Source organism: Bradyrhizobium sp. BRP23 (assembly GCF_020194135.1).
Classification (GTDB): domain Bacteria; phylum Pseudomonadota; class Alphaproteobacteria; order Rhizobiales; family Xanthobacteraceae; genus Bradyrhizobium; species Bradyrhizobium yuanmingense.
Genome location: NZ_JADYVW010000007.1, coordinates 138836 through 161149, shown reverse-complemented (window position 1 = coordinate 161149; position 22314 = coordinate 138836). Strand labels below are relative to the sequence as shown.

The window sequence follows — 22314 nt, the reverse complement described above, 5'->3', positions numbered from 1 at the left end:
GCGACGAAGATGAAGAAGCGGAGGATCGGGCACGCTATGCTCAGCAACGTGTGATTCCTTAGAGTAGCCGATAACGCTTCCCTCATACTACGGGCTTTAGCGCAGTCGCCGCATTGATGATCATTGCTGTACCGCAATTTGCTGGCGTATTTGCATCCCCCTCTGGAAATGCGAGTCGAGATGGCATTTACCGAGCTTTTCATCAAACGTCCGGTATTGTCTATTGTCGTTAGCCTCCTGATCTTGCTGATCGGCTTTCGGGCGGCGACCGTACTGCCGATCCGGCAATATCCCAAGCTATCTAATACGGTCGTCAATATCACTACTTCCTATCCTGGCGCCTCCGCCGACATGATCCAGGGGTTCATCACGACTCCCCTGGAGCAGGCCGTCGCTTCCGCCGAGGGCGTCGACTACATCAGCTCCTCATCGGTGCTCGGTACCTCGACGATCCAAGTCTACATCAAGCTGAATTTTGATCCCAACGAGGCGCTCACCGAGGTGCTCTCCAAGGTCAACTCAGTGAAATATTTGATCCCAAAGGAATCAAACGATCCGGTCATCACCAAATCGACCGGTCAAACAACCGCTGTCATGTATATCGCGTTCTCCAGCGAGGAATTGACGGCAAGCGCGATCTCCGACTACCTCTCGCGCGTCGTGCAACCCGTTATGGCAACCGTGGATGGCGTCGCAGCGGCGGACATCCTGGGCGGTCAGAGTTTTGCGATGCGGCTATGGCTCGATCCTGCGAAAATGGCTGGGCACGGCGTGTCGCCGGCCGAGGTTTCGGCTGCAATCGCCGCCAACAACTTCCAGGCCGCGGCTGGCCAGGCCAAGGGCTATTTCACTATCTCCGATGTCACGGCAAATACGGATCTGCGGAGTGTGGATGATTTCAAGCGGATGATCGTCAAAGCCAACGACGGTGGCTTTGTGCGCATGGAAGACATTGCGGTAGTCGAGCTTGCCGCGCAGACGGCAGACACTAGCGTCGCGATGAACGGCGAGCACGCGGTCTTCATCGGCGTGCAGGCGAGCCCGCAAGGCAATCCGCTAAACATAGTGCGAGGCGTTCGAGGGCTGTTTCCAGAAATGGAGCGTAACCTGCCGCCGTCGCTGACGATGAAAGTGGCCTACGACTCCACCCAGTTTATTCAATCATCGATCGATGAAGTGGAGAAGACGCTCATTGAGGCTGTCGTGGTCGTGGTGATCGTGATCTTTCTGTTCCTGGCCTCACTGCGGTCGGTCATCATTCCTGTGGTCACTATTCCGTTGTCGCTCGTGGGTGTCTGCAGCATGATGCTCGCGCTGGGGTTTTCATTCAATCTCCTGACTCTCCTTGCGATGGTTCTCGCGATCGGTCTCGTGGTCGACGACGCGATCGTGGTGGTGGAGAACATTCATCGCCATTTAGAAGAAGGTGCGACGCCCCTACTGGCTGCTACAAGGGGCGCGCGCGAGATCGTCGGTCCCGTTATCTCCATGACGATCACCTTGGCTGCGGTATATGCGCCGATTGGGTTTCTCGGCGGCCTCACCGGTGCGCTGTTCCGCGAATTCGCGTTTACGCTGGCGGGAGCTGTGATCGTGTCGGGCGTGATCGCGTTGACGCTGTCGCCCATGATGTGCTCGCTCTTCCTGAGGCGCGCCGAGGGGGGCCGATTTGCAAGGCTTGTGAACCGCGGGTTCGGCGCCATAACACGATGGTACGGCCGCAAGCTCGACCGCTCGCTCGAATATCGCCCAATTACCGGGCTATTTGCGCTGACCATGTTAGGCCTTGTCGGTTTTCTCTACATGAATATTTCCAAGGAGCTCGCGCCGGAGGAGGATCAAGGTATCGTATTCGCGCTAACGAAGGCGCCCAAATACGCCAATATCGACTACCTCGACTATTACGGCGCCAAACTTGAAAACGCGTTCAAGAAATTTCCAGAGAGTGACTTGAGCTTCGTGCTCAATGGCATCAGTGGCCAGCAGAGTGGCATGGCCGGCATGTTGCTCAAGCCGTGGGACGAGCGCAAGCGATCATCGATTGTACTAAAATCCCTCGTTCAAGCCGAGCTGTCCAAAATCGAAGGTATTAACGCGTTTGCCTTTAGCTTGCCTCCGCTTCCGGGCGGTTCGGGTGGCCTACCAGTGCAGATGGTGATTAATTCGACGGTTGGCTTCCAATCCGTTTACGAGCAGATGTCCAAGCTGAAGGATGTCGCGCGCAAGAGCGGTCTGTTCATGGTGAGCGACTCCGACCTCGAGTTCAACCAGCCGGTGGTGCGAATCAAGGTTGATCGGTCTAAGGCCAACGAGCTTGGCATCACCATGCAGACTATCGGTAGCGCGCTCGCCACCTTACTTGGCGGAAACTACGTCAATCGCTTCAATTTGCAGGGCCGTTCCTACCAGGTGATCCCGCAGGTCCCACGTCAGGAGCGCCTGGCGACGCAAGCAATCGGGAGCTATTATGTGAAGACTGCGACGGGCTCGATGCTCCCGCTGTCTACTGTAGTCTCCATCGAGACTGCGACCGATCCGAACGCTCTCACCCACTACAATCAGCTCAACTGCGCGACCTTTCAGGCCGTGCCGATGCCTGGCGTCACGATCGGTCAGGCTGTGGACTTCCTGGAAGCCGAGGCAAAGAAACTGCCCGCAGGCTTCAGCCACGATTTTCTGGCCGACGCCCGCCAATACGTATACGAGGGTAACCAACTGGCGATTACCTTTGCATTTGCAATCATCATCATATTCTTGGTGCTTGCGGCGCAGTTTGAAAGTCTGCGCGATCCTTTCATCATCATGATCAGCGTACCGATGGCAATCGTGGGCGCCTTGATCCCGCCATTTTTTGGCTGGGCAACTATGAACATCTACACCCAGGTCGGACTGTTGACACTGGTGGGGTTGATTTCCAAGCACGGCATCCTGATGGTTGGGTTCGCCAATGAGCTGCAGCTCAAGGAGAGACTTGACCGTCGCTCGGCTATAGAGATGGCGGCGCGCGTCCGACTGCGTCCAATCTTGATGACTACGGCGGCAATGGTCACGGGCTTCATACCCTTGTTGACTGCAACGGGAGCTGGCGCCGCGAGCCGCTTCTCGATTGGGCTCGTGCTCGTCGCTGGCATGACTGTCGGCACGCTGTTCACGCTTTTCGTGCTGCCGGCGGTCTATGTCGTGTTCGCGTCGGACCACCGCGCCGACGCGAGCTCCGGCCGCGCGAAGAACGCCGCCGAGTTCGGCCTCACCGGCGCTGCTGATCCCCAGCTGGCCAAGCAATGACGATAAATTCAATCCAGGTTCGCTCAGTGTCAAGCGAGGGAGCCTGCGATCGCTTCACGCTCCGTTACGCATTGAGATCTTCACGCCCGTGGTGCCGAGCTTGGCGGCTATCGGGGGCTCGGAAGAACACATCGGTGATCCCCGGCTGCTCCGCTAAGGTGAATTTCACCGTACATTTCAAGGCAGCGGAATGCCCAAGCTCGACATCGCCGGGGGAGAAGGGAATTGATCCTCGCTGACAAAAGGCGCGTTGCTATTTATCCCAGGGCTCTTGAAGGAGAATTGTTTGCTTCCGTCTAACCGCGTTGCGTTGCTAGCCGAAAAATGATGGCGCTGAACCGCTTAGGGGTCGACACGCGCCGTGGGAACGGCCCGTATCCATGGCCGACGCACTTACCGCTTTCGATACGAGGACCATTGATCGACAAGCCGAGAAACAAGCCGACGCGTTTTGGCTGAATGATCGTTGCCGGGTATCGGGAAGTGCAGCACAGCTTGCGTTGCACGATCGAAAGTCGAGAACAAGAGCAACTGCTGAACGCAAAAACGGCCGCTGCCATTGTGAAGAAGGGCGGAGCTGCTAAGCGAATGTTCAGCATCTGCCGCAACCCGATGACCAATGGCCGCGCTGGCTCCCCCGACGTGTGACCCGACCCTCTGGAGTGGGAAAATTAAGGAAATGCCTGAGTTTGATGCTGCTATCTGGTTTCTGGCCGCAACGACGTGTTTTGCTGCCTTTGTAAATGGAGCCATTGGCTACGGCTTTTCGTCGCTCACTGTACCCTTTGCGCTAGGGTCTGTACCTAATTAGCGAACTCTGATTCCCTCGCAGCGGGTTGATTCCACGCGGGGGACTTCGATGCGCAAAGGACTGTTCTGGCTCAACGACAAGCAATGGACTCTGATAGAGCCGCATCTGCCAACGAACCAGACCGGACCGGTGCGCGATGACGATCGACGCGTCATCAGCGGTATCATTCACATGCTTCAGTGCGGCGCACGCTGGCGCGATTGACCGCCCGACTATGGTCCGTACACGACGATCTACAATCGTTTCAATCGCTGGGCCAAGCGCGGACATTTGCGGGCGATCTTTGAAGCGCTCGCCCGCTGCGGCAAAGACGGCGTGACTTTGTCCATCGACTCCACCACGATCAAAGCGCATCGCTCGGCGAGCGGCGGAAAAGGGGGGAGCATGAACAAGCGATCGGCCGCTCGCGCGGCGGGCGGACCACGAAAATCCACGCGCTGAGCGACCCTGACTGCAGACCTTGCGCATTTCATCTCACTCCAGGCCAGGACGCTGATATTGCCGCAGCGCCAGCCCTTTTGGAACTCGCGAAACCCATGTCTGCCCTCATTGGCGACAAAGGGTACGACGGCGACGGCTTTCGAGCCGAAATCGTCGATCGTGGTGCCAAGCCCGTCATCCCAAACAAATCCAACAGGGTCACTCTCCACAGCTTCAGCAAACGCGCCTACAAGGGGCGCAACGTCATCGAGCGCTGTTTCTGCCGCCTCAAGGATTTCAGGCGTGTCGCAACTCGCTACGACAAACTAGCCAGGAACTTCTTGGCTGCCATCCATCTCGCCGCCATCGTTGCCTATTGGATCAATTGAGTCCGAGCCCTAGTTTTCTACACCAATCGCATTCTCAACCCCGCCATTGTCATCATCGAGGTCTTCGTCAACGTTTACGTCCTCCTCATCAATCTGAAGGGCGTGCGGGTGGTTTGGAGACGAGTGTTTCCCATCTTGCTCGGGCTCTTGCCGGGCGTTGCGCTCGGCGGCTATGCCTTGACCTCGCTTCAGCCGGGCTGGATCAAATTCGCCACCTACACGATCATTCTGCCCCTGATCCTGCTGCAAGCTGCGGGTTGGCGCCGCCCTATCGGAGCAAGCTGGCTGATCGGCCTGCCATTCGGGTGGATGCTGGGCGTTCTCTATTCGCTGACGACAATCTCCGGGCCTCCCATAGCGATGCTGTTTAACAACCAGGGCTTGGTCAAACACGAATTTCGCGCCGGCCTAGCGCTGGTTCGCGTGGTGGAATCGAGCGTTACCGCCTTCGTCTACTATCAGCTCGGCTTGTTCATTTACGAAAGCGGCAGCTTGCTCTATGTTTTTGTACCGAGTGTCCTGCTTGGCGTCCCGCTGGGGTCCTACGTCATTCGCCGGCTTGATGCGGAGATATTCCGACGCATCTGTATGAGCTTTGATGCTTGGATCGTGGGCTTCGGCTTGTCACGGGTGCTGATTGAGCTCGATCTAGTGCAGAGCGCCTGGGCTTATAGCGTGATGGCGGCGGCGATACTGATCGATCTCTCCCTGCTATACTTGTTCTTTACAACGCACAATCCAAATCTCATCTCGGCGAACTGCGGATATAAGCACCTGAACGATGCCGGCGGGCAACTCGGTATCGAATGCGCGCGCGTCCTGGACCTGATCGACGCCGCCCTCTTCGGCGGCGATGATGATGGCTTGCAAATCTGGTTGATTGCTCCAGACGGCCCAGCCCACCGCCGCCGGGAACCCGGGATCACAGGACAGCCCTGATGCCGCCATGCTACTCGAAATGGCTGTTGCCGGCGGCGACACGCTGGCCCAGAACAAACGAACTGAGGCCCAATGGCTGCGCGGGAACCATCTGGCGGCCGGAAACCAGGGACGAACGAATGTCAAAACCATCGGGGCCGACATTAACCGCTTGCGCGTGGTAGCGGAGCTCGTTGTAGTGATCTCTTGAGACAGCGCCGCCACTCGTGATGAGAGCTTCCGATTGTGCAAAGTTGTCGGAAAAAGGACGGCCGTGTTAGCGCCAACTGCATAGAGGCCTGGGGCGCCGTCGGCTTTGTAGGCGTTGCGACAAGCATGCTGAGCGTTGCGATTTGGCTGTCGCAGACCAGCAAAAATCATTGCCCTCGTGTGGCCAGCTCATCCGGGAGAGATTGGCCGAAACACCGCCATCCCCAGGGGCTCGACGATCACCCCTACTTGTCGCTCTGCGTGTGACGCAGTTCAGCATTTGTGACGGCATCGCATTTGCAGGGATGAAGAACGTCAACTTGAGGCCATCATCGTCGAGCCGCGCGTCGCTTGCAGGCGACGCACGCAGGATGAGGGGCGCCGCGCCCGCGAGTCCGTTCTCTCAGGAGCGTCCGTGATACCATGTGCCAATTTGTCTGCCGGCCTGCTTGGGACACGCCTGACATTTTTTGTGGCCGGATTCGGCCTCGCGGCCTGGGCGCCTTTGGTGCCACTCGCCAAGGAGCGGCTCGCGGCGGATGACCGCATGCTTGGTCTACTGCTGCTCTGTCTCGGAACGGGATCTGTCGTCGCGATGCTTTTGACCAGCGTGTTGAACTCGCGGTACGGCAGCAAGCCCATTATCCTCGCGGGTGGACTTGGACTCGCGATCATCCTGCCGTGCCTTGCAATTTCCGACACACCTGTAAGGCTCGGTGCCACGCTATTTGCTTTCGGCGTTTCACTCGGCTCGATCGATGTAGCAATGAACATCCACGCGATTGAACTGGAGCGCGCCACGGGCCGTCTATTGATGTCCGGCTTCCACGCTCGGTACAGCATTGGGGAAGTCACCGGCTCTGCCGCGGTCACCTTGTTAGTCTCCCTGCAGTGTGGCTCGCTTCTCTCGACGTTGGTCTGTTCGGCGTTAGTAGCGATCGCGATTGTGACGGCCTGGCCGAGGTTGCTGGCGACGGGTTCGAGACAGCAGGGGCCATTATTTGTCTTGCCCCACCGCAGTGTGTTGCTCATAGCGGTGCTCGCGGGTATCACCTTTCTTGTAGAAGGTGCAATGCTCGATTGGAGCGCTTTGCTTCTCGTTGAACGAGATCTTCTCGCGGAGGCGCACGGGGGCATTGGTTATATGCTCTTCTCAATCGCCATGGCCGCAGGGCGTCTCAGCGGAGATGCCGTGGTGGCGCGAATCGGCGACCGTGCCACATTGATGCTCGGGACTGTACTAATGGTAACAGGCTTTTTGGCCGTGGTAGCCGCGCCCGTTGCGTTGATTGCTATGGCAGGGTTCCTGCTTATCGGATTGGGTATTTCAAATGTTGTACCCGTACTGTGTCGACGCGCCGGCAAACAGAACGTGATGCCAGCAGGCATAGCGATAGCGGTCATCACGACCGGCGGCTACGCGGGTATACTCGTCGGGCCGGCCGGCATCGGGCTCATCTCACACATATTTGGCTTGCCAATGGCGTTCGGGATGTTAGGCGCGCTCATGTCCATCGTGATGCTGTCGGCGAGGATGATGACCGACCATCGCTAAGGCATTGGTCAAGAGGAAGGGAGCGCCGGTTCGCTCCGGCTAGTGATCGCCCGTCGGCGGTTGAGATTTAGAGTCGATGAGCTCTCAACTGCTGGCAGCACGTCTCGATCTGATCTTTCCTTTCCTGCAAGTCGGCAGGGGTTCTTGGCGGCGAACTGAGGGCAGCTGTTGACAATGAACGTTCGTCAACTTGCGAAGCAAGATTGATCGTTACGTGAGCGGCGAGTCTGCTAGGACGGACGTTCACCGCCGGGCGATCGTGGTATCGCCCCTTATCCGGGAACAAGCGAATCACTCTGGTGCCGTCCGTCGCTGTCAGCCCGATACGCCCGATATGCCAGCTGAATGCCATCCTTTAGCGAAGTCGTGGCGCGCCAGCCGAGCCCAGACAGCCGACGCACGTCGAGCAGCTTGCGTGGCGTGCCGTCCGGGCGCGACGTATCGAAGCTGATCTCACCGCGAAAACCGACGGCGGCCGCGATCATGAGTGCGAAGTCGGCGATGCTGATGTCCTCGCCGCTACCGATATTGACCAGTTCCGACGAGGAATAGGTCTTCATCAGATGGATGCAGGCATCGGCGAGATCATCGACATAGAGGAATTCGCGGCGCGGCGTGCCGGTGCCCCACACCACGACGTTGCGGCTGCCCGAAATCTTGGCCTCGTGGAAGCGGCGGATCAGCGCGGCGACGACGTGGCTGTATTCGGGGTGATAATTGTCCCCGGGGCCGTAGAGATTAGTCGGCATCACGCTGATGAAATCGGCGCCGTACTGGCTGCGATAGGCCTCGGCCATCTTGAGGCCGGCGATTTTGGCGATGGCATAGGGTTCGTTGGTCGGTTCCAGCGGGCCGGTCAATAACGAATCCTCTCGCAGCGGCTGAGGCGCCAAGCGCGGATAGATGCAGGAGGAGCCGAAGAACATCAGCTTCTCGCACCCATTGGCATGCGCCGCCTGGATGACGTTGCTCGATATCGCCAGATTGTCGTGCAGAAACTCGGCGCGCAGCGTGTTGTTAGCGACGATGCCGCCGACCTTCGCGGCGGCGAGGAACACGGCTTGCGGCCGCTTCGCGGCAAACCAGGCGTTCACCGCGGCCTGGTCGCGCAAGTCGAGCTCGCTGCGCGGCACCGTCAAGAGATCGGCCTGTTCGCGTGCTAGCCGGCGCATCAGCGCCGCGCCGACCATGCCGCGATGGCCCGCAACGAAAACCGTCTTACCCTTCAGTTCAAACGACGTGCTTGCCATTGGTCGCATCCTGCTTGGCTTCAACGAGATCGCTGGCGACCATTTCCTTCACCAGTCGCGAGAACGGCGTCTTCGGAGCCCAGCCGAGCTTGGCGCGCGCCTTGCTGGCGTCACCGATCAGGAGATCAACCTCGGTCGGACGGAAATAGGTCGGATCGATCTGCACCAGGGTCTTGCCCGAGGCCTTGTCCACGCCGACCTCCTCGACGCCCCTGCCGCGCCATTCGATGCTGCGCCCGACCTCGGCAAACGCCACCTCGACGAACTCGCGGACCGACCGCGTCTCGCCGGTCGCCAGCACGAAGTCGCCGGGCTCGTCGACCTGCAGGATCCTGTGCATGCCATCGACATAGTCGCGGGCATGGCCCCAGTCGCGCTTGGCGTCGAGATTGCCGAGATAGAGCGTGTTCTCGAGGCCGACCTCGATGCGGGCGACGGCGCGGGTGATCTTGCGCGACACGAACGTCTCGCCGCGGGTCGGGCTCTCATGGTTGAAAAGGATGCCGTTGCTGGCGAAAATGCCATAGGCCTCACGGTAGTTCACCGTGATCCAATAGCCATAAAGCTTGGCGACGCCATAGGGCGAGCGCGGATAGAATGGCGTGGTTTCCTTCTGCGGCACCTCTTGCACGAGCCCGTAAAGCTCCGAGGTCGAGGCCTGGTAGAACCGCGTCTCCTTTTCCATGCCGAGGATGCGGATCGCTTCCAAAAGGCGCAGAACGCCGATTGCGTCGGCGTTGGCGGTGTATTCCGGGCTCTCGAAACTGACATGGACGTGGCTCTGGGCGGCCAGGTTATAGATCTCGGTCGGCCGGATCTGCTGCACCAGCCGGATCAGATTGGTCGAATCCGTCATGTCGCCATAGTGCATCAGGAACGGCACGCTGCCGGCATGCGGATCCTGGTAGAGATGATCGACGCGCGCGGTGTTGAACGAGGACGATCGGCGCTTGATCCCGTGCACGTGGTAGCCGAGACCGAGCAAATACTCGGCGAGATATGCTCCGTCCTGCCCGGTGACGCCGGTGATCAGCGCAACGCGTCGCTTTGAGTCCTGAACCGTCATGGTCTCTCGTAGTTTCGCCGGAAAGAAAAGCCCTGTGAAACGCTATTGGAAGCCGTTTCTCGTGAAGTCTAGACGGCGCAAGCCCGCTCCACCCGCAGTTTGAGGAAAGCGATCGTTATGTCCAGTCATACACATCAGCTAGGAAAGCACACTATATACATTGTTTTAAATCGGACTGGATTGTGTGAACGCATTGATCTCCAAAACATCAAAGTCAATTAACGCTCGCATCCTGGCTTATATCTCTGACGATCCTAAGTAGGCGAGATGCATGCGATCGCGGTTGCGAGCGCAAGGGCGCGCTTGTCCGGGCTATATCTCCAACGAGATAGAAGCTGACCATCTGTGTTCCTATCTAACCTCAGGCGCAAGTACGCATACGCGTGGTCTCGTCACGGCTTGCGAGAGCGACGAGCTGGAGCCGCAGTCATCGATGCATTTCGCCCGATGACGGGATGCAAGCAAGCGTACAGTCAAGCTTGCACGCCAATTCGTAGTCAAGAAAGCCCCCCTACCGTTAACTTCCGGACAGAACACCCGGTCTTCGCGGTCGATTCATCGCCCGTGATCAGCGCTGTTGCCAATGTCAAGCTCGCGGCAGGCAGTGGAGCGGCCGACACAAGACAAGATGAGAAAGAGTAGTAAACGTTGGTATAGATGCTCCAACGTTTCGATATCGAAAGTTTACGCTCGTACAATAGAGCTTCGCTGCCAATCGTCTAGTCTCGATGAGCGTAACTTGCCTTCGTACGAGTATGATGGGCCTCCTAAATCCAAGCCGGCAAAATGTTTCAGGTAGAACAGAACAATTCAAGCTAGAGCTGCTGCGCAGTTTGTACTCGATCGGCAGCCAAAAGCGGAATGTAGTCGGCCGAAGCGATGATGGCTAAAGGAGGTCTAACTCACGCTTGCGAATGCGGCGGCGATACAGGCGGCCGCGAAAAAGCCCGAACTTGACGCCTGTTACCATCGTGCAGGCGATTTCATGATCGGATTCCTGTAGGCGGGACCTCGGGCCCCTTGAACTTGGGCTGCATTGATCGATATGTGTGGAATTGTTGGCATTTTGGGGCGTGGTCCGGTCGTTGGCCAGTTGGTCGCGTCGCTCAAGCGATTGGAATATCGTGGCTATGACTCCGCAGGCCTCGCGACTCTCGAAGGTCTCCGTATCGAACGCCGGCGCGCTGAAGGTAAGCTGAGAAACCTTGAAGAGCAGCTGCGCTATTATCCGCCGTTGGGTCATATCGGCATCGGTCATACCCGCTGGGCGACTCATGGAAAGCCGACCGAGAGCAATGCTCACCCGCATGCGACAGAAAATGTCGCGGTCGTTCATAACGGGATCATTGAGAATTTCCGCGAGCTGCGAGCCGAACTGGAGCGGAATGGAGCCCACTTTAACTCAGAGACAGACACGGAGGTGGTGGCGCATCTCGTCGAATCTTATCTCAACAGGGGCTACTCGCCGCGGGATGCGGTACAAGCGTCACTGCCACGGCTGCGCGGTGCCTTCGCGCTGGCATTCCTTTTCAAAGCCCACGATGATCTTTTGATCGGTGCGCGTAAGGGGTCGCCCCTTGCGATCGGACATGGTATCGGCGAAGTGTATCTAGGATCGGACGCGATTGCGCTCGCGCCTTTGACCGACACCATCACCTATCTTGAAGACGGCGACTGGGCCGTGCTTACCCGCACGATGTGCGTGATTTATAGCGCAGACGGATCTGTCGTCCAGCGGGAAACATCAAAGTCTGGCGTATCGTCACTCCTTGTGGACAAAGCGAATTATCGCCACTTCATGGCCAAGGAAATCCACGAGCAGCCGACAGTGGCCGGCAAGACATTGGCGCATTATCTCGACATGGCGGCCGAGCGCGTCGCCCTGCCGGTCACATTGCCGTTCGACTTTAAATCCGTTCAGCGCATCTCAATTACCGCGTGCGGGACTGCAGGCTATGCCGGGCACATCGCCAAATACTGGTTCGAGCGGCTGGCGCGCTTGCCTGTCGAGATCGATGTAGCGTCCGAGTTCCGCTATAGGGAGGCGCCTTTGCGCCGGGGCGATCTCGCGATCGTCATCTCGCAATCGGGCGAAACCGCTGACACGCTAGCTGCACTGCGATACGCCAAGGACCAGGGCGTGCACACGATATCTGTGGTCAACGTCGCGACGTCGACGATTGCGCGCGAGAGCGAATCCGTTCTGCCGACGCTGGCGGGGCCGGAAATCGGCGTCGCCTCCACCAAGGCATTTATCTGCCAGCTGATGGTATTGGCGGCGCTTGCCGTCGCAGCAGGCAAAGAGCGCGGTAAACTGTCTGAGATCGATGAAACGAGGCTCGTGCGTGAGCTTATCGAAGTGCCGCGGTTGATTGCTGCGGCGCTGTTGATCGAGCCGCAGATCGAGAAGCTCGCGCGTTATATCGCCGATTCAAGGGACGTGCTCTATCTCGGTCGTGGCACATCGGCTCCCTTGGCGTTCGAGGGCGCACTCAAGCTGAAGGAAATTGCTTATATCCACTCAGAAGGTTATGCCGCCGGCGAGCTCAAGCACGGACCGATCGCACTGATCGATGAGGCCGTGCCTGTGGTGGTGATCGCACCTTATGACGATGTCTTCGAGAAGACCGTCTCGAATATGCAAGAAGTTGCGGCTCGGGGCGGCAAGATCATCCTGATCACCGATTCGAAGGGTTCTTTGGAACCGACGGTGGACACACTCATGACCATTGTGCTGCCTGAGATGGTCGCACGCTTTACGCCGATGGTCTATGCCATTCCGGTACAACTCTTGGCTTACCATACCGCTCTCGTAAGGGGCGCGGACGTGGATCAGCCGCGTAATCTAGCAAAATCGGTGACTGTGGAATGAGGCTACAGTGTTATGTCGGTCCTTGAGGCCACGAATCGCCTGGGCGAGCTCAGAAAGAGAACGATCCCGGTATCACAGGTCAATCATAGACCGATCCAGCTCGATGAGCAGCAGTCAGCCCTGCTTGCGTCATCATCGTCTACCGACTAACGTCCTGGGAGCGAGCGTTACCTTCCTCTTGTTCGAGCCGAACGGTCGATAACAAGTGGAAATTCCGGATAATTGGAAGATCGAAGTCGGCTCTCGGTTACCAGCCCGCGATCTGCTTTGCAGGGCCAAATCAGCCTGAAGCCACAAAAGATACTCTCTAACTCATCCTCCCACCTCGCCGATGTCGACGAACAAGTCGCTGCACAACAGCTTCGGGCCGCTCCGTCGCAGCTTATTCACTGGCGGCGCATACGCGCGACAACTTACTTTTCCCGATTGCCAGCATCCGAGCGATGTCGGGCACGTCGAGCATGCACTTCGATTGCTCAGGATTAGCAGTCCAGTTTGTCCCTTCGATCGCGCGTGGCAGGGGTTCACGCAATCCGGTTGGGCCACACGCGCCACCGCGGCTCTCCGACCTGTGAAGTGGCCCCCGGATTTGGGACCGGAAGCCTAGTTGGAATGTAGCCGTTCCGTTTGGTAAACGGAGCGGACGATGACGAAGAAGACGAGACGGAAGATCGACGCGGCGCTGAAGGCGAAGATCGCTTTGGAGGCGCTGCGTGAACAGGTGAGCGTGGCCGATCTGGCGCAGCGCTACGAGGTGCATCCCAACCAGATTTATTCCTGGAAGAAGCAACTGCTGGATCAGGCGGCCAGAGCTTTTGATCCCGCTGGGGAGGCGGCGGACGTTGGTCGCGACCGTGAGATCGAGAAGCTGCATGCCAAGATCGGGCAGTTGGTCGTGGAGCGGGATTTTTTAGCGAAGAGGTCCGGAAGATGAGCGTCCCGGACCGCAGGGCGAAGCTCGACCGCGCGCATGGCGTGCTGTCGATCCGCCACCAGTGCCGGCTGCTCGGGCTGTCGCGCTCGGGCGTTTACCGAACGCCGCAGCCGGCCAATGACGACGATCTGACGCTGATGCGCCAGATCGACGAACTGTTCACCGCGCGGCCGTTTCTGGGCTCGCGGCGGATGGCGTGGCTGCTGAGCGAGGATGGCGTCCCGATCAACCGCAAGCGCGTGCAGCGGCTGATGCGCAAGATGGGGATCGAGGCACTGGGGCCGAAGCCGCGCACCAGCAAGCCTGCGCCGGGGCACCTGATCTATCCCTATCTGCTGCGCGGCATGACCATCGACCGGCCGAACCAGGTCTGGGCGACCGACATCACCTACATCCCGATCGGACGCGGCTTCCTCTATCTGGTGGCTGTGATCGATTGGGCGAGCCGGGCCGTGCTGAGCTGGCGCCTGTCCAATACGATGGACGTGTCGTTCTGCATCGACGCCCTGGAGGAGGCGCTGGCGCGGTTCGGCAAGCCGCAAATCTTCAACACCGATCAGGGCAGCCAGTTCACCAGCGCGGCCTTCACCGGCGTGCTGGAGGCCGCCGGCATTCGGATCTCGATGGACGGTCGCGGCCGCTGGATGGACAACGTGTTCATCGAACGGCTGTGGCGCAGCCTCAAGCACGAGGACGTCTATCTCAAATTCTATGCCGACGGCAAAGAGCTGCACGCGGGCCTCGCCGACTGGATCGCCTTTTATAACGAGGAGCGCCCGCACCAGGCACACGGCTATCGCACGCCGATGGCGGTCTGGCGCGCCGGCGCTACAGCAAAGGCTCTGGACATGGTGGACAACGCCGAAGAGGCGTTGCCCACATGCCCACAACCTCAACAACAGACGCAGACAGAGGCCCTCGCGGCCTCATATCAGAAAATCGGAGCGGCGAGAGTTCCAACTAAGAAGGCGGCGTCAGTGGTCCTGCTCCCGGGGTCCACTTCACTGATACGTGTCATCAAATGGATTGTTAGATAACTGACATTCCCGCGCAAGGTGAGGGCCCAAAACCAAGTGCAGGGGGCGCCGCACCGGAAGGACGCGGCGCCCCTGGCTGTATATGCGGCAGGCGAGTACTATTGGCCACTGTCTGATCCAGCGACAGTCACCCGCTCGTATAGCAGGATGGACTAGCCTTGCGACGACGTGGGATTAGCACGACCGCCAAATCCGGTTGGTGGGCCAGCGATCGCATCGGGTTCCTTCCGCGGAGCTGCAGATCGGGTTGCCAGAAGAACCGGTCCTCATAATCGGCACGGGAATTGCTGCCCCCCTCGTCGAACGACTGCTGTCAACGCGCGTCTGGGAGTGTGGCGCCTTAGGGCAGCCTCACCATTTCTATCGTTTGAACCCTCGCACCGAGACTACGAGTGTGCAGCCGCAAAATCTCAGAGCCACAACCTCAACGACGCAATCGTGGTGAGGTGGCTTACTAGGCTCCGTTCGCCACACGGTGTCGCGCGGCGATCAGGATGGAAGGCAGCGTCAATCAAGGTGAGAGAGTTTCGCTGGGCTCGTGACGTAGGGAGGGCGTAGCCCGACCGGAGTTACGAGCCCAGTGTCGGCGCGATCCCGAGGAGGACCGCGCCGACTGGTGATCGCGGCCAGCGGGGTTATGCAAGTGGTTCTTCCGCCAAGAGCAATCACTCGCGTGCCCGGCCGACACATCACAGATCACCAGATGAGGCTCTACATGAAGTACCGTCAGACCGATAGCCCGCCAGTGGCGGCGGCCAAGGCATCATTCAGTGCGTCGACCGCCTATCTGATCGAGAGAGACCCCCGATTTCCATCGCAAAGGAAGGCGCCCCGCGGCCGGCGACCGCCGGACCCGTTGAGCGACGTGTTCGAGACCGAGATCGTCCCGATCCTGAAGGCGGCACCTGGCTTACGCCCGGTGGCGGTGTTCGAGGAGATGCTACGGCGTCATCCGGATCTCGGCAGCGGTATCCGTCGTACCCTGGAACGATCCGTGCATGGCGGGCGATCCACGGCGAGGAGCAGGAGGTGATCTTCCGCCAAACCCACGAGCCTGGCCAACTCGGCCTCTCCGACTTCACAGACATGGACGAGTTGGGTGTTACGATTGCGGGTGCACCGTTGGATCATCGTCTCTATCACTTCCGTTTGGCTTATTGCGGGTTCGAGCACGCCCACGTCGTGCTTGGCGGCGAGAGCTTCGTTGCCTTGGCCGAAGGCCTGCAGAATGCCCTCTGGTCGCTCGGTGGGGCGCCGCGGGAGCATCGGACCGACAGTCTGTCGGCCGCATTCTGCAATCTCGATCGTGATGCACGGGACGATCTGACGCAGCGATACGAGGCCCTTTGTGCCCATTACGGCATGCGGCCTTCCCGCAACAATCGAGGCGTTGCTCACGAGAATGGTTCGATCGAAGGGCCCCACGGTCATCTCAAGCGAGCAATCGCGGACGCCTTTCTGCTGCGCGGAACTGTCGACTTCGACGATCTTGCAACCTATCGCGGCTTCATCGACGAGATCGTCAGCCGCCGCAATGCCCGCAACGCCAAGCGGATCGATAGCGAGCGCGTGGTGTTGCAGGAGCTGCCCGATCGGCGCACCTCCGACTACGAAGAGGTGATCGTCCGCGTGACATCGTCCGGCGGCTTCACCCTGCGCAAGGTGTTCTACACGGTGCCATCGCGCCTGATCGGTCACCGGCTGCGGGTGCGCCTTTACGATGATCGTCTCGACGTGTTCGTCGGCGGCACCCATCTCGTCACCCTGCCGCGTGGGCGGCCGCATCCCAATGGCAAGTACGACCAGGTCGTCGATTATCGGCACGTGATCCATTCCCTGCGGCGCAAGCCGATGGCGCTTCTCAATCTGGTCTACCGAGATCGGCTGTTCCCGCGCGATGCCTATCGGAAGACCTTCGATCGCTTGCGCGAACGCTTGCCGGACAAAAAAGCCTGCCGGATCATGGTCGATCTCCTCGCGCTCGCTCATGAGCGCGGCTGCGAGACCGAACTCGCCGATCAGCTCACCGCCGACCTCGAGGCCGGCCGACTGCCCGACCTCAACCGGCTACGTGCTCACTTCGCCCCCGATCCCGCCAACCTGCCGAACGTCGTGGTGCAGCTCGTGCCGCTTGCCACCTACGAATGCCTCATCGGTACCGCCGAGACCGGAGGTGCCGCATGAGCGTAACGAACACGGTTGATGCCGCGCGCCTCAATCTGTTGCTCAATGAGCTCCGGCTGCCTGCCATCAAGGTGCTGTGGGCGCAATTTGCCGAACAGTCCGACAAGGAAGGCTGGCCGGCCGGCCGCTTCCTCGCGACCATCGCCGAGCACGAGATCGCCGAACGCGGCCGCCGTCGGATCGAACGACACCTTGTCGAAGCACGTTTGCCCGCCGGAAAGACCTTCGACAGCTTCGACTTCGAAGCCGTGCCGATGATCTCGAAGGCGCAGGTGATGGCGCTCGCCGCCGGTGACAGCTGGCTGGGCAAGGGCGCCAATTTGCTCCTGTTCGGCCCGCCCGGCGGCGGAAAGAGCCACTTGGCGGCAGCGATTGGCCTGGCCCTCATCGAGAACGGATGGCGCGTCCTCTTCACCCGCACCACCGATCTCGTGCAGAAGCTCCAGCTGGCGCGACGCGAGCTCAACCTCGAGGCGGCCATCAATCGTCTCGATCGCTTCGATCTCCTGATCCTTGATGATCTCGCTTACGTCACCAGGGATCAGGCCGAGACCAGCGTGCTGTTCGAGCTCATCAGTGCACGCTACGAGCGCCGCTCGATGCTGATCACCGCCAATCAGCCATTCGGCGAATGGAACAGAGTCTTCCCGGATCCCGCCATGACCCTCGCCGCTATCGATCGCCTCGTTCACCACGCCACCATCGTCGAGATGAACGTCGAGAGCTATCGCAGACGGACCGCCCTCGCACGAAAACGCGGACCCGGACGGCCGCCATCGCACGCGACACCTAAAACCGTCGCTGATTGACGCTGCGCGACAATCAGAGTTCAACAAAACTCTTGCGCGCGACAATCATCGCGGCAATCATCATCGGGCCGCGACACTGCCTCGCCATCCTGATCGCCGCGCACTTCCTACCCAGATTGGCGCGCTACAACACGGCAAGGAGGAACGAGAGAAATGTGGCCGAAGTCGATCTTCACAATCAAGAAGTCTTGGATCCGCTGATTGGGCAATGCCAGCAACTGGTCAGGGAAGTGGCAATTCCCTAGCAATGGGAGGTGCTAAACGATCGCAATCCCGGGGCGATACCGAGCCACGCGGTAGAGAACTTCCGCGTTGCCGCCGGACGTGCGAGGGGCGAGTTTCACGGCGCGGTCTTTCAGGACAGTGACGTCGCAAAATGGCTTGAGGCGGCTGCATGGTCGCTATGCCAGACACCAAATCCAGAGCAGGAGAAAGCGGCCGATGAGCTCATTGAATTGATGGCGGCCACCCAATGTGGCGACGGCTATCTCAACACCTATTTCATATGAACGCGCCTCAGGAGCGCTGGACCAACCTAGCGGAGTGCCACGAACTTTATTGCGCGGGGCACTTGATTGAAGCAGGTGTCGCGTTCTTTCAGGCAACTGGCAAACGGCGATTGCTGGAGGTCGTTTGCAGGCTTGCTGACCACCTCGGCACAGTTTTTGGCCCAGAGCGCGATCAGTTGTACGGCTAGGAACGTGGCACGGAGCCGCACTTCTACGACATTGAGTAAGAGAAGCGCCAGCAATCCCGCGTCGCCAAATCCCACGGCACGCCTTGGATGATAAAAAACAAAGCGTACAGCCAAGCGCAGTTGCCGCTTTCGGAGCAGAGGACTGCAATAGGTCATGCGGTTCGTTTTGTATACCTCATGACGGCAGTAGCTCATCTCGCGCGTCTGCGCCAGAACGACCAGCAGCGCCAAACTTGCCTACGGCTATGGCAAAACATGGTTCAGCGCAAGATCTATATTACCGGAGCCATCGGCTCGCAAAGTGCCGGCGAAGCGTACAGCAGCGATTACGATTTGCCGAATGATACGGCGTATGCGGAAAGTTGCGTGTCGATTGGCTTGATGATGTTCGCGCGCCGTATGCTGGAGTTGGAACTGGACAGTCGCTATGCAGACGTGATGGAGCGCGCGCTCTCGGCGGTATCGCGTTCGACGGGCGCCATTATTTTTATGTTAACGGCTCGAAATGCATCCAAAAACGCTGAGGTCTAATGGCATCTACAATCATGTCTCGCCGGTGCGACGACCTTGGTTTGGCTGCGCCTGCTGTCCACCGAACATCGCACGGCTTTTCACATCCATTGGTCATTACATCTACACGCCCAGCACCGATGCGCTCTATGTAAATTTCTACGTTGGTAATATAGTAGCAATATCGGTCGACGGACACGCGCTGCGTTAGCTGATAAGCGGCAGCTATCCCTGGAGAGAAGAGGTAGAAATCGCCGTCGAATCTGCGCCGCCAATTGCCCACACGCTCGCCCTGCGCTGCCAGAATGGTACAGCGTGCCGCAGGCGAGCCTGAACGGCGAGCCCATGAATTGCGAGCCGCGCAGGAGCTATTTGCACATTCGCCGAGCGTAGCAGCAGGGAGATCGCGTCAAATTATCGCTGCCGATGCAAGTGCGCCGCGTATACGGCCATCAACTTCCCAATTTGGCCGGCAAGGTGGCCATCCAGCGTGGCCCCTTAATTTATTGTCTGGAGGAGGCCGACAACGGGACCGAGTTAGACAACGTTTGGCTTCACTCAGACAGCCGGTTTTCCCTTATGGAAGGAACAGGTCTCTTTAACGGCAAGATTATGCTGCAGGCGGACGGGGCGCGGTTGCAACGCACGCATTCTGAAGAAGCGGCGCTTTATAACTACGACAAATCGCCTGGACAGCTAGAACCGCAGCGGCTGACATTCATTCCGTGGTTCAGCTGGGATAATCGTGGCGAAGGCGAAATGCGGATTTAAATAGAGGAGCGCTAACGCCGGACGAGCGGGTCGCGCTTCCACGAGTCGACGTTAGACGGCCTTTCTGGCGCAGGCGATATCGTTGGTCAAAGTCTGGAAATCGGCCAATCTATGGAAGGCGGTGCGCGAGCTCCACTCGAACGTTGAAAAAATCCGAATATGAAGCGGCGGAACTCCGAAAAGAGTACGATCCGATTGGCATCAGCAGGTCAACCAGCGATCGGCCCAATTCCCAATAAAGGAGCTTCCTCGGAGGTGTTCGCGGCCTCTCATCAAACCTGATGAATGCCAATGGCACGAGCGTGCCGCCGTGTAGTTCGAAAGGAAGCCCTATGACAAGCCAAACGTGAGGGCGGCCACGTCAGGTTTTGGTAAGCCAGGCTCCCTATCAGCGCCGCTGGGCCTAACAAGCCTAAACAGATGCGGAAATGTATGTCCGACGGGAGCACCAATCGCCATGTATAATCGGATCAATGGCTCGTCCTACTTCCAATCCTCTGACTATGCCGAAACTGATGAGCAAATGGACGCGGACATCTTTGCGGATGCGTTCGCAAATATGCGCTTAGCCGAATCTGGTTCCAGTAGCAGTTCATCTGCGGCAACAAGACCGTATTCGCTCGTTTCAACCCCTCCCATAATAGAGTTCAAGGATTGTCAGTCATTCCGAAAAGCCGCGGAGGCCTATCATGGTGACGAAATCATGAAAATCGCCAACAACCCCCAAGAGTACTCCGACTTCGTGTCCGGCAAGGCAAGGCGAACTGCCGAAGTTGCCAAAGACTACGGGCGAACCCGAGATTCCGAGAAGGCGCGATACTTCAGCTACCAATTGGGCAACAAGAGTGTCGGACTTCTAAGAACGGAAGGCGGCGACAGCATGACCGAGTTCGACGTCGAAAGGTGGAAGAAGCTATTTCCTGGACGCAACGGGACTACCTCTACTGTGGATCTTCAAGTCGTTCATCCGCTTGTCGAGAACGCTGGCGACATCCTGCTCGAGCACCAGCTTCGACTAGACGGAAAACAGCCGCTGCTCAATTTGCGTCCGGCTAATTCGGAAGCAAGAGCCCGTGCGGCAAAGATGGGATTCGTCGAGGTTGACGCCGACAACATGGTTCTTGACCCAGCGAAGTCAGATAAGTGGGTAAGGAATAGCGACGGCGAATGGCAGCGCAAAGGTACTGCTGCGCGGTATCTTTCCAAAGCTGACGACAGTGAAGGTAGTGATACCGAGATCTCAGCGAGCCCCTCAACATACGACTATGAGGATGATTTTATGTGACAATGGGATCACCGGTGATTTGGCCCGATGGAGTAGACCAATCTAGCGTGCTCCGGGCTCCTCTGTGTTTATCGCCTTTTCGGCTGAGAGTTCCTCTGAGTTGGCTCAGAATACTGTCCGCAGAGTGCTTCTTGGCTTAGCGGTTGCTGATTTGTTTGAGCCTTGGAAGTAGGGGCTCACTGCGGAAGGCAATTGCGACAATGCTCGCTGCGGAGAGGACCTGGATGGGGTGCCGCCAAAGTGCGCCCGGCCGCCGAGGGCCGGGCGTGTTGTGCCGAGTCGTTGGACGGCTTGGAGCCAGAAGTTGTCTACAGATGGCGCCTACGAAGTAGTAAGGGTGTGGGCGCCTGCCGCGAGTCGGTGGGCAAGGAAATGCACAGCGAAGCGGCGCCCGATGGGCAAGACGGCTGGCATGCGTCAACGGACATAACGACGCCGAGAGCACGATCATCGTGCAGAGCACTTTCACCAGAAAAGCCTCAACAGAAGACACGCGGCGGTTGTCCTGGGCGAAGCTCCGTTATCATCGTCACTGCAGTCGGCTGCGAACAGCCAAACTCTTGCTTTGTCGATCGCTCTCGGCCAGCTCCGCTCTGCAATAGAACATATAGAAACGATCCAGACGAGTTAAGAAGGGCTCAGGGTCGTCGATTGCTTTGGGTGAGCATTACATTGAACGTCGATCTGCAGAATGAGTCGAGCTGGCGTACCCTTCCAGCACTCGCAGCGATAAGGTTGTTCTGCACCAATGTAGCCGCCCGGCGATGGTCGCTAAAGTGTCGACAAGCGACAATTGGCCTCTCGCTCGCTTGATTTTAGAGCAAGTAGCATCTTTGACTCGAAGAGGTTGATCGGCGGCGAGATCGACGCGTGGAGCGTTTAGATCGGACACCAACCCAAGCCGCAGATGGATTGCATCAGATGTCGCGCCGGCCGTCATACGCGTTCAGTGCGGTGTCGAGGCATTCGATTAACGCTTGTCCTGCAAAGGGTTTGGCGAGGAAGCCAATCGCCCCGGCGTCCAGGGCTGACGCGCGCACGCGCTCGTTGGGGAAAGCTGTAATGAAAATGAATGGTGCGTCGTAACCACGCGTCCGCATCTCTGCCAGCAGCTCCAGCCCGCTCATAGCCGACATCTGCACATCGGTGATGACACAGGATGTCTCATTCAAGTACGGCGACCGCAGGAGTGCCTCGGCCGACGCAAATATCTGCACGACGTAGCCACGCGATTTCAGAAGGTTTTCTGTCGACGCACGGACGGAGACGTCGTCGTCAACGACGGAAATCAAAGGCGTGGACAAGATGAGC

General features: G+C 58.6%; 14 protein-coding genes and 4 pseudogenes. 15 read left to right on the top strand and 3 right to left on the bottom strand.

All coding sequences use genetic code 11. From position 1 onward, the window contains the following. The first annotated feature begins 180 nt into the window (after positions 1–180). From I6F24_RS20630 to I6F24_RS20605, 6 genes and pseudogenes are all read left to right on the top strand, one after another. Entirely contained in the window at positions 181–3285 is a 3105-nt protein-coding gene (locus I6F24_RS20630; RefSeq protein ID WP_225128599.1) for an efflux RND transporter permease subunit, read from the top strand. Positions 3286–3744: 459 nt separating this feature from the next. After that, positions 3745–3933: a hypothetical protein gene (locus I6F24_RS20625; protein WP_225128598.1), complete on the top strand. Its 189-nt coding sequence runs from the start codon at positions 3745–3747 to the stop codon at positions 3931–3933. 211 nt (positions 3934–4144) lie between these two features. Next, a pseudogene (locus tag I6F24_RS20620) lies at positions 4145–4905 on the top strand (IS5 family transposase). A gap of 30 nt (positions 4906–4935) precedes the next feature. Further along, entirely contained in the window at positions 4936–5844 is a 909-nt protein-coding gene (locus I6F24_RS20615; protein ID WP_225128790.1) for a sulfite exporter TauE/SafE family protein, read from the top strand. 7 nt (positions 5845–5851) lie between these two features. Then, positions 5852–6034: a hypothetical protein gene (locus tag I6F24_RS20610; RefSeq protein ID WP_225128597.1), complete on the top strand. Its 183-nt coding sequence runs from the start codon at positions 5852–5854 to the stop codon at positions 6032–6034. A 432-nt stretch (positions 6035–6466) separates the two neighbouring features. Further along, a complete protein-coding gene (locus I6F24_RS20605; protein WP_225128596.1) occupies positions 6467–7588 on the top strand; it encodes an MFS transporter in 1122 nt (373 codons plus the stop codon). 272 nt (positions 7589–7860) lie between these two features. On the opposite strand, the gene I6F24_RS20600 is transcribed toward I6F24_RS20605, so the two are convergent. Continuing rightward, positions 7861–8838, bottom strand: coding sequence for a GDP-L-fucose synthase (locus I6F24_RS20600; protein WP_275945323.1), 978 nt, complete (start codon positions 8836–8838; stop codon positions 7861–7863). Then, positions 8819–9904: a GDP-mannose 4,6-dehydratase gene (gene gmd, locus I6F24_RS20595; RefSeq protein ID WP_225128595.1), complete on the bottom strand. Its 1086-nt coding sequence runs from the start codon at positions 9902–9904 to the stop codon at positions 8819–8821. The genes I6F24_RS20600 and gmd overlap by 20 nt, the downstream gene beginning before the upstream one ends. Positions 9905–10949: 1045 nt before the next feature. On the opposite strand from gmd, the gene glmS reads away from it, so the two are divergent. From glmS to I6F24_RS20555, 9 genes and pseudogenes are all read left to right on the top strand, one after another. Beyond that, positions 10950–12776 (top strand): glutamine--fructose-6-phosphate transaminase (isomerizing), encoded by a 1827-nt coding sequence (glmS, locus tag I6F24_RS20590; RefSeq protein WP_225147790.1) that lies wholly within the window; start codon positions 10950–10952, stop codon positions 12774–12776. 646 nt (positions 12777–13422) lie between these two features. Beyond that, positions 13423–14516: pseudogene (locus I6F24_RS20585) on the top strand (IS3 family transposase); the annotation flags it as partial. Positions 14517–15384: 868 nt separating this feature from the next. Beyond that, positions 15385–16931: pseudogene (gene istA, locus I6F24_RS20580) on the top strand (IS21 family transposase). Beyond that, positions 16928–17740: an IS21-like element helper ATPase IstB gene (istB, locus tag I6F24_RS20575; protein WP_225129633.1), complete on the top strand. Its 813-nt coding sequence runs from the start codon at positions 16928–16930 to the stop codon at positions 17738–17740. The pseudogene istA and the gene istB overlap by 4 nt, the downstream one beginning before the upstream one ends. Then, positions 17737–17985: a hypothetical protein gene (locus I6F24_RS20570; RefSeq protein ID WP_225129631.1), complete on the top strand. Its 249-nt coding sequence runs from the start codon at positions 17737–17739 to the stop codon at positions 17983–17985. The genes istB and I6F24_RS20570 overlap by 4 nt, the downstream gene beginning before the upstream one ends. Positions 17986–17994: 9 nt before the next feature. After that, a complete protein-coding gene (locus I6F24_RS37625; RefSeq protein ID WP_345944108.1) occupies positions 17995–18249 on the top strand; it encodes a beta-L-arabinofuranosidase domain-containing protein in 255 nt (84 codons plus the stop codon). Further along, a pseudogene (locus I6F24_RS20565) lies at positions 18213–18968 on the top strand (beta-L-arabinofuranosidase domain-containing protein). Before I6F24_RS37625 ends, I6F24_RS20565 begins: the two are co-directional and overlap by 37 nt. A 405-nt stretch (positions 18969–19373) precedes the next feature. After that, positions 19374–19718, top strand: a complete 345-nt coding sequence (locus I6F24_RS20560; protein ID WP_249781959.1) for a hypothetical protein — start codon at positions 19374–19376, stop codon at positions 19716–19718. A 457-nt stretch (positions 19719–20175) separates the two neighbouring features. After that, the gene (locus I6F24_RS20555; protein ID WP_225129630.1) at positions 20176–21003 is read left to right on the top strand and encodes an Effector protein NopP; all 828 of its coding nucleotides are present in this window, start codon (positions 20176–20178) and stop codon (positions 21001–21003) included. Positions 21004–21920: 917 nt separating this feature from the next. Here the strand turns inward: I6F24_RS20555 and I6F24_RS20550 are convergent. Continuing rightward, positions 21921–22307 carry a response regulator gene (locus I6F24_RS20550; protein WP_225129628.1) on the bottom strand — a complete coding sequence of 129 codons (387 nt, stop codon included), beginning with the start codon at positions 22305–22307 and terminating at the stop codon, positions 21921–21923. Between the last annotated feature and the right edge of the window lie 7 nt (positions 22308–22314).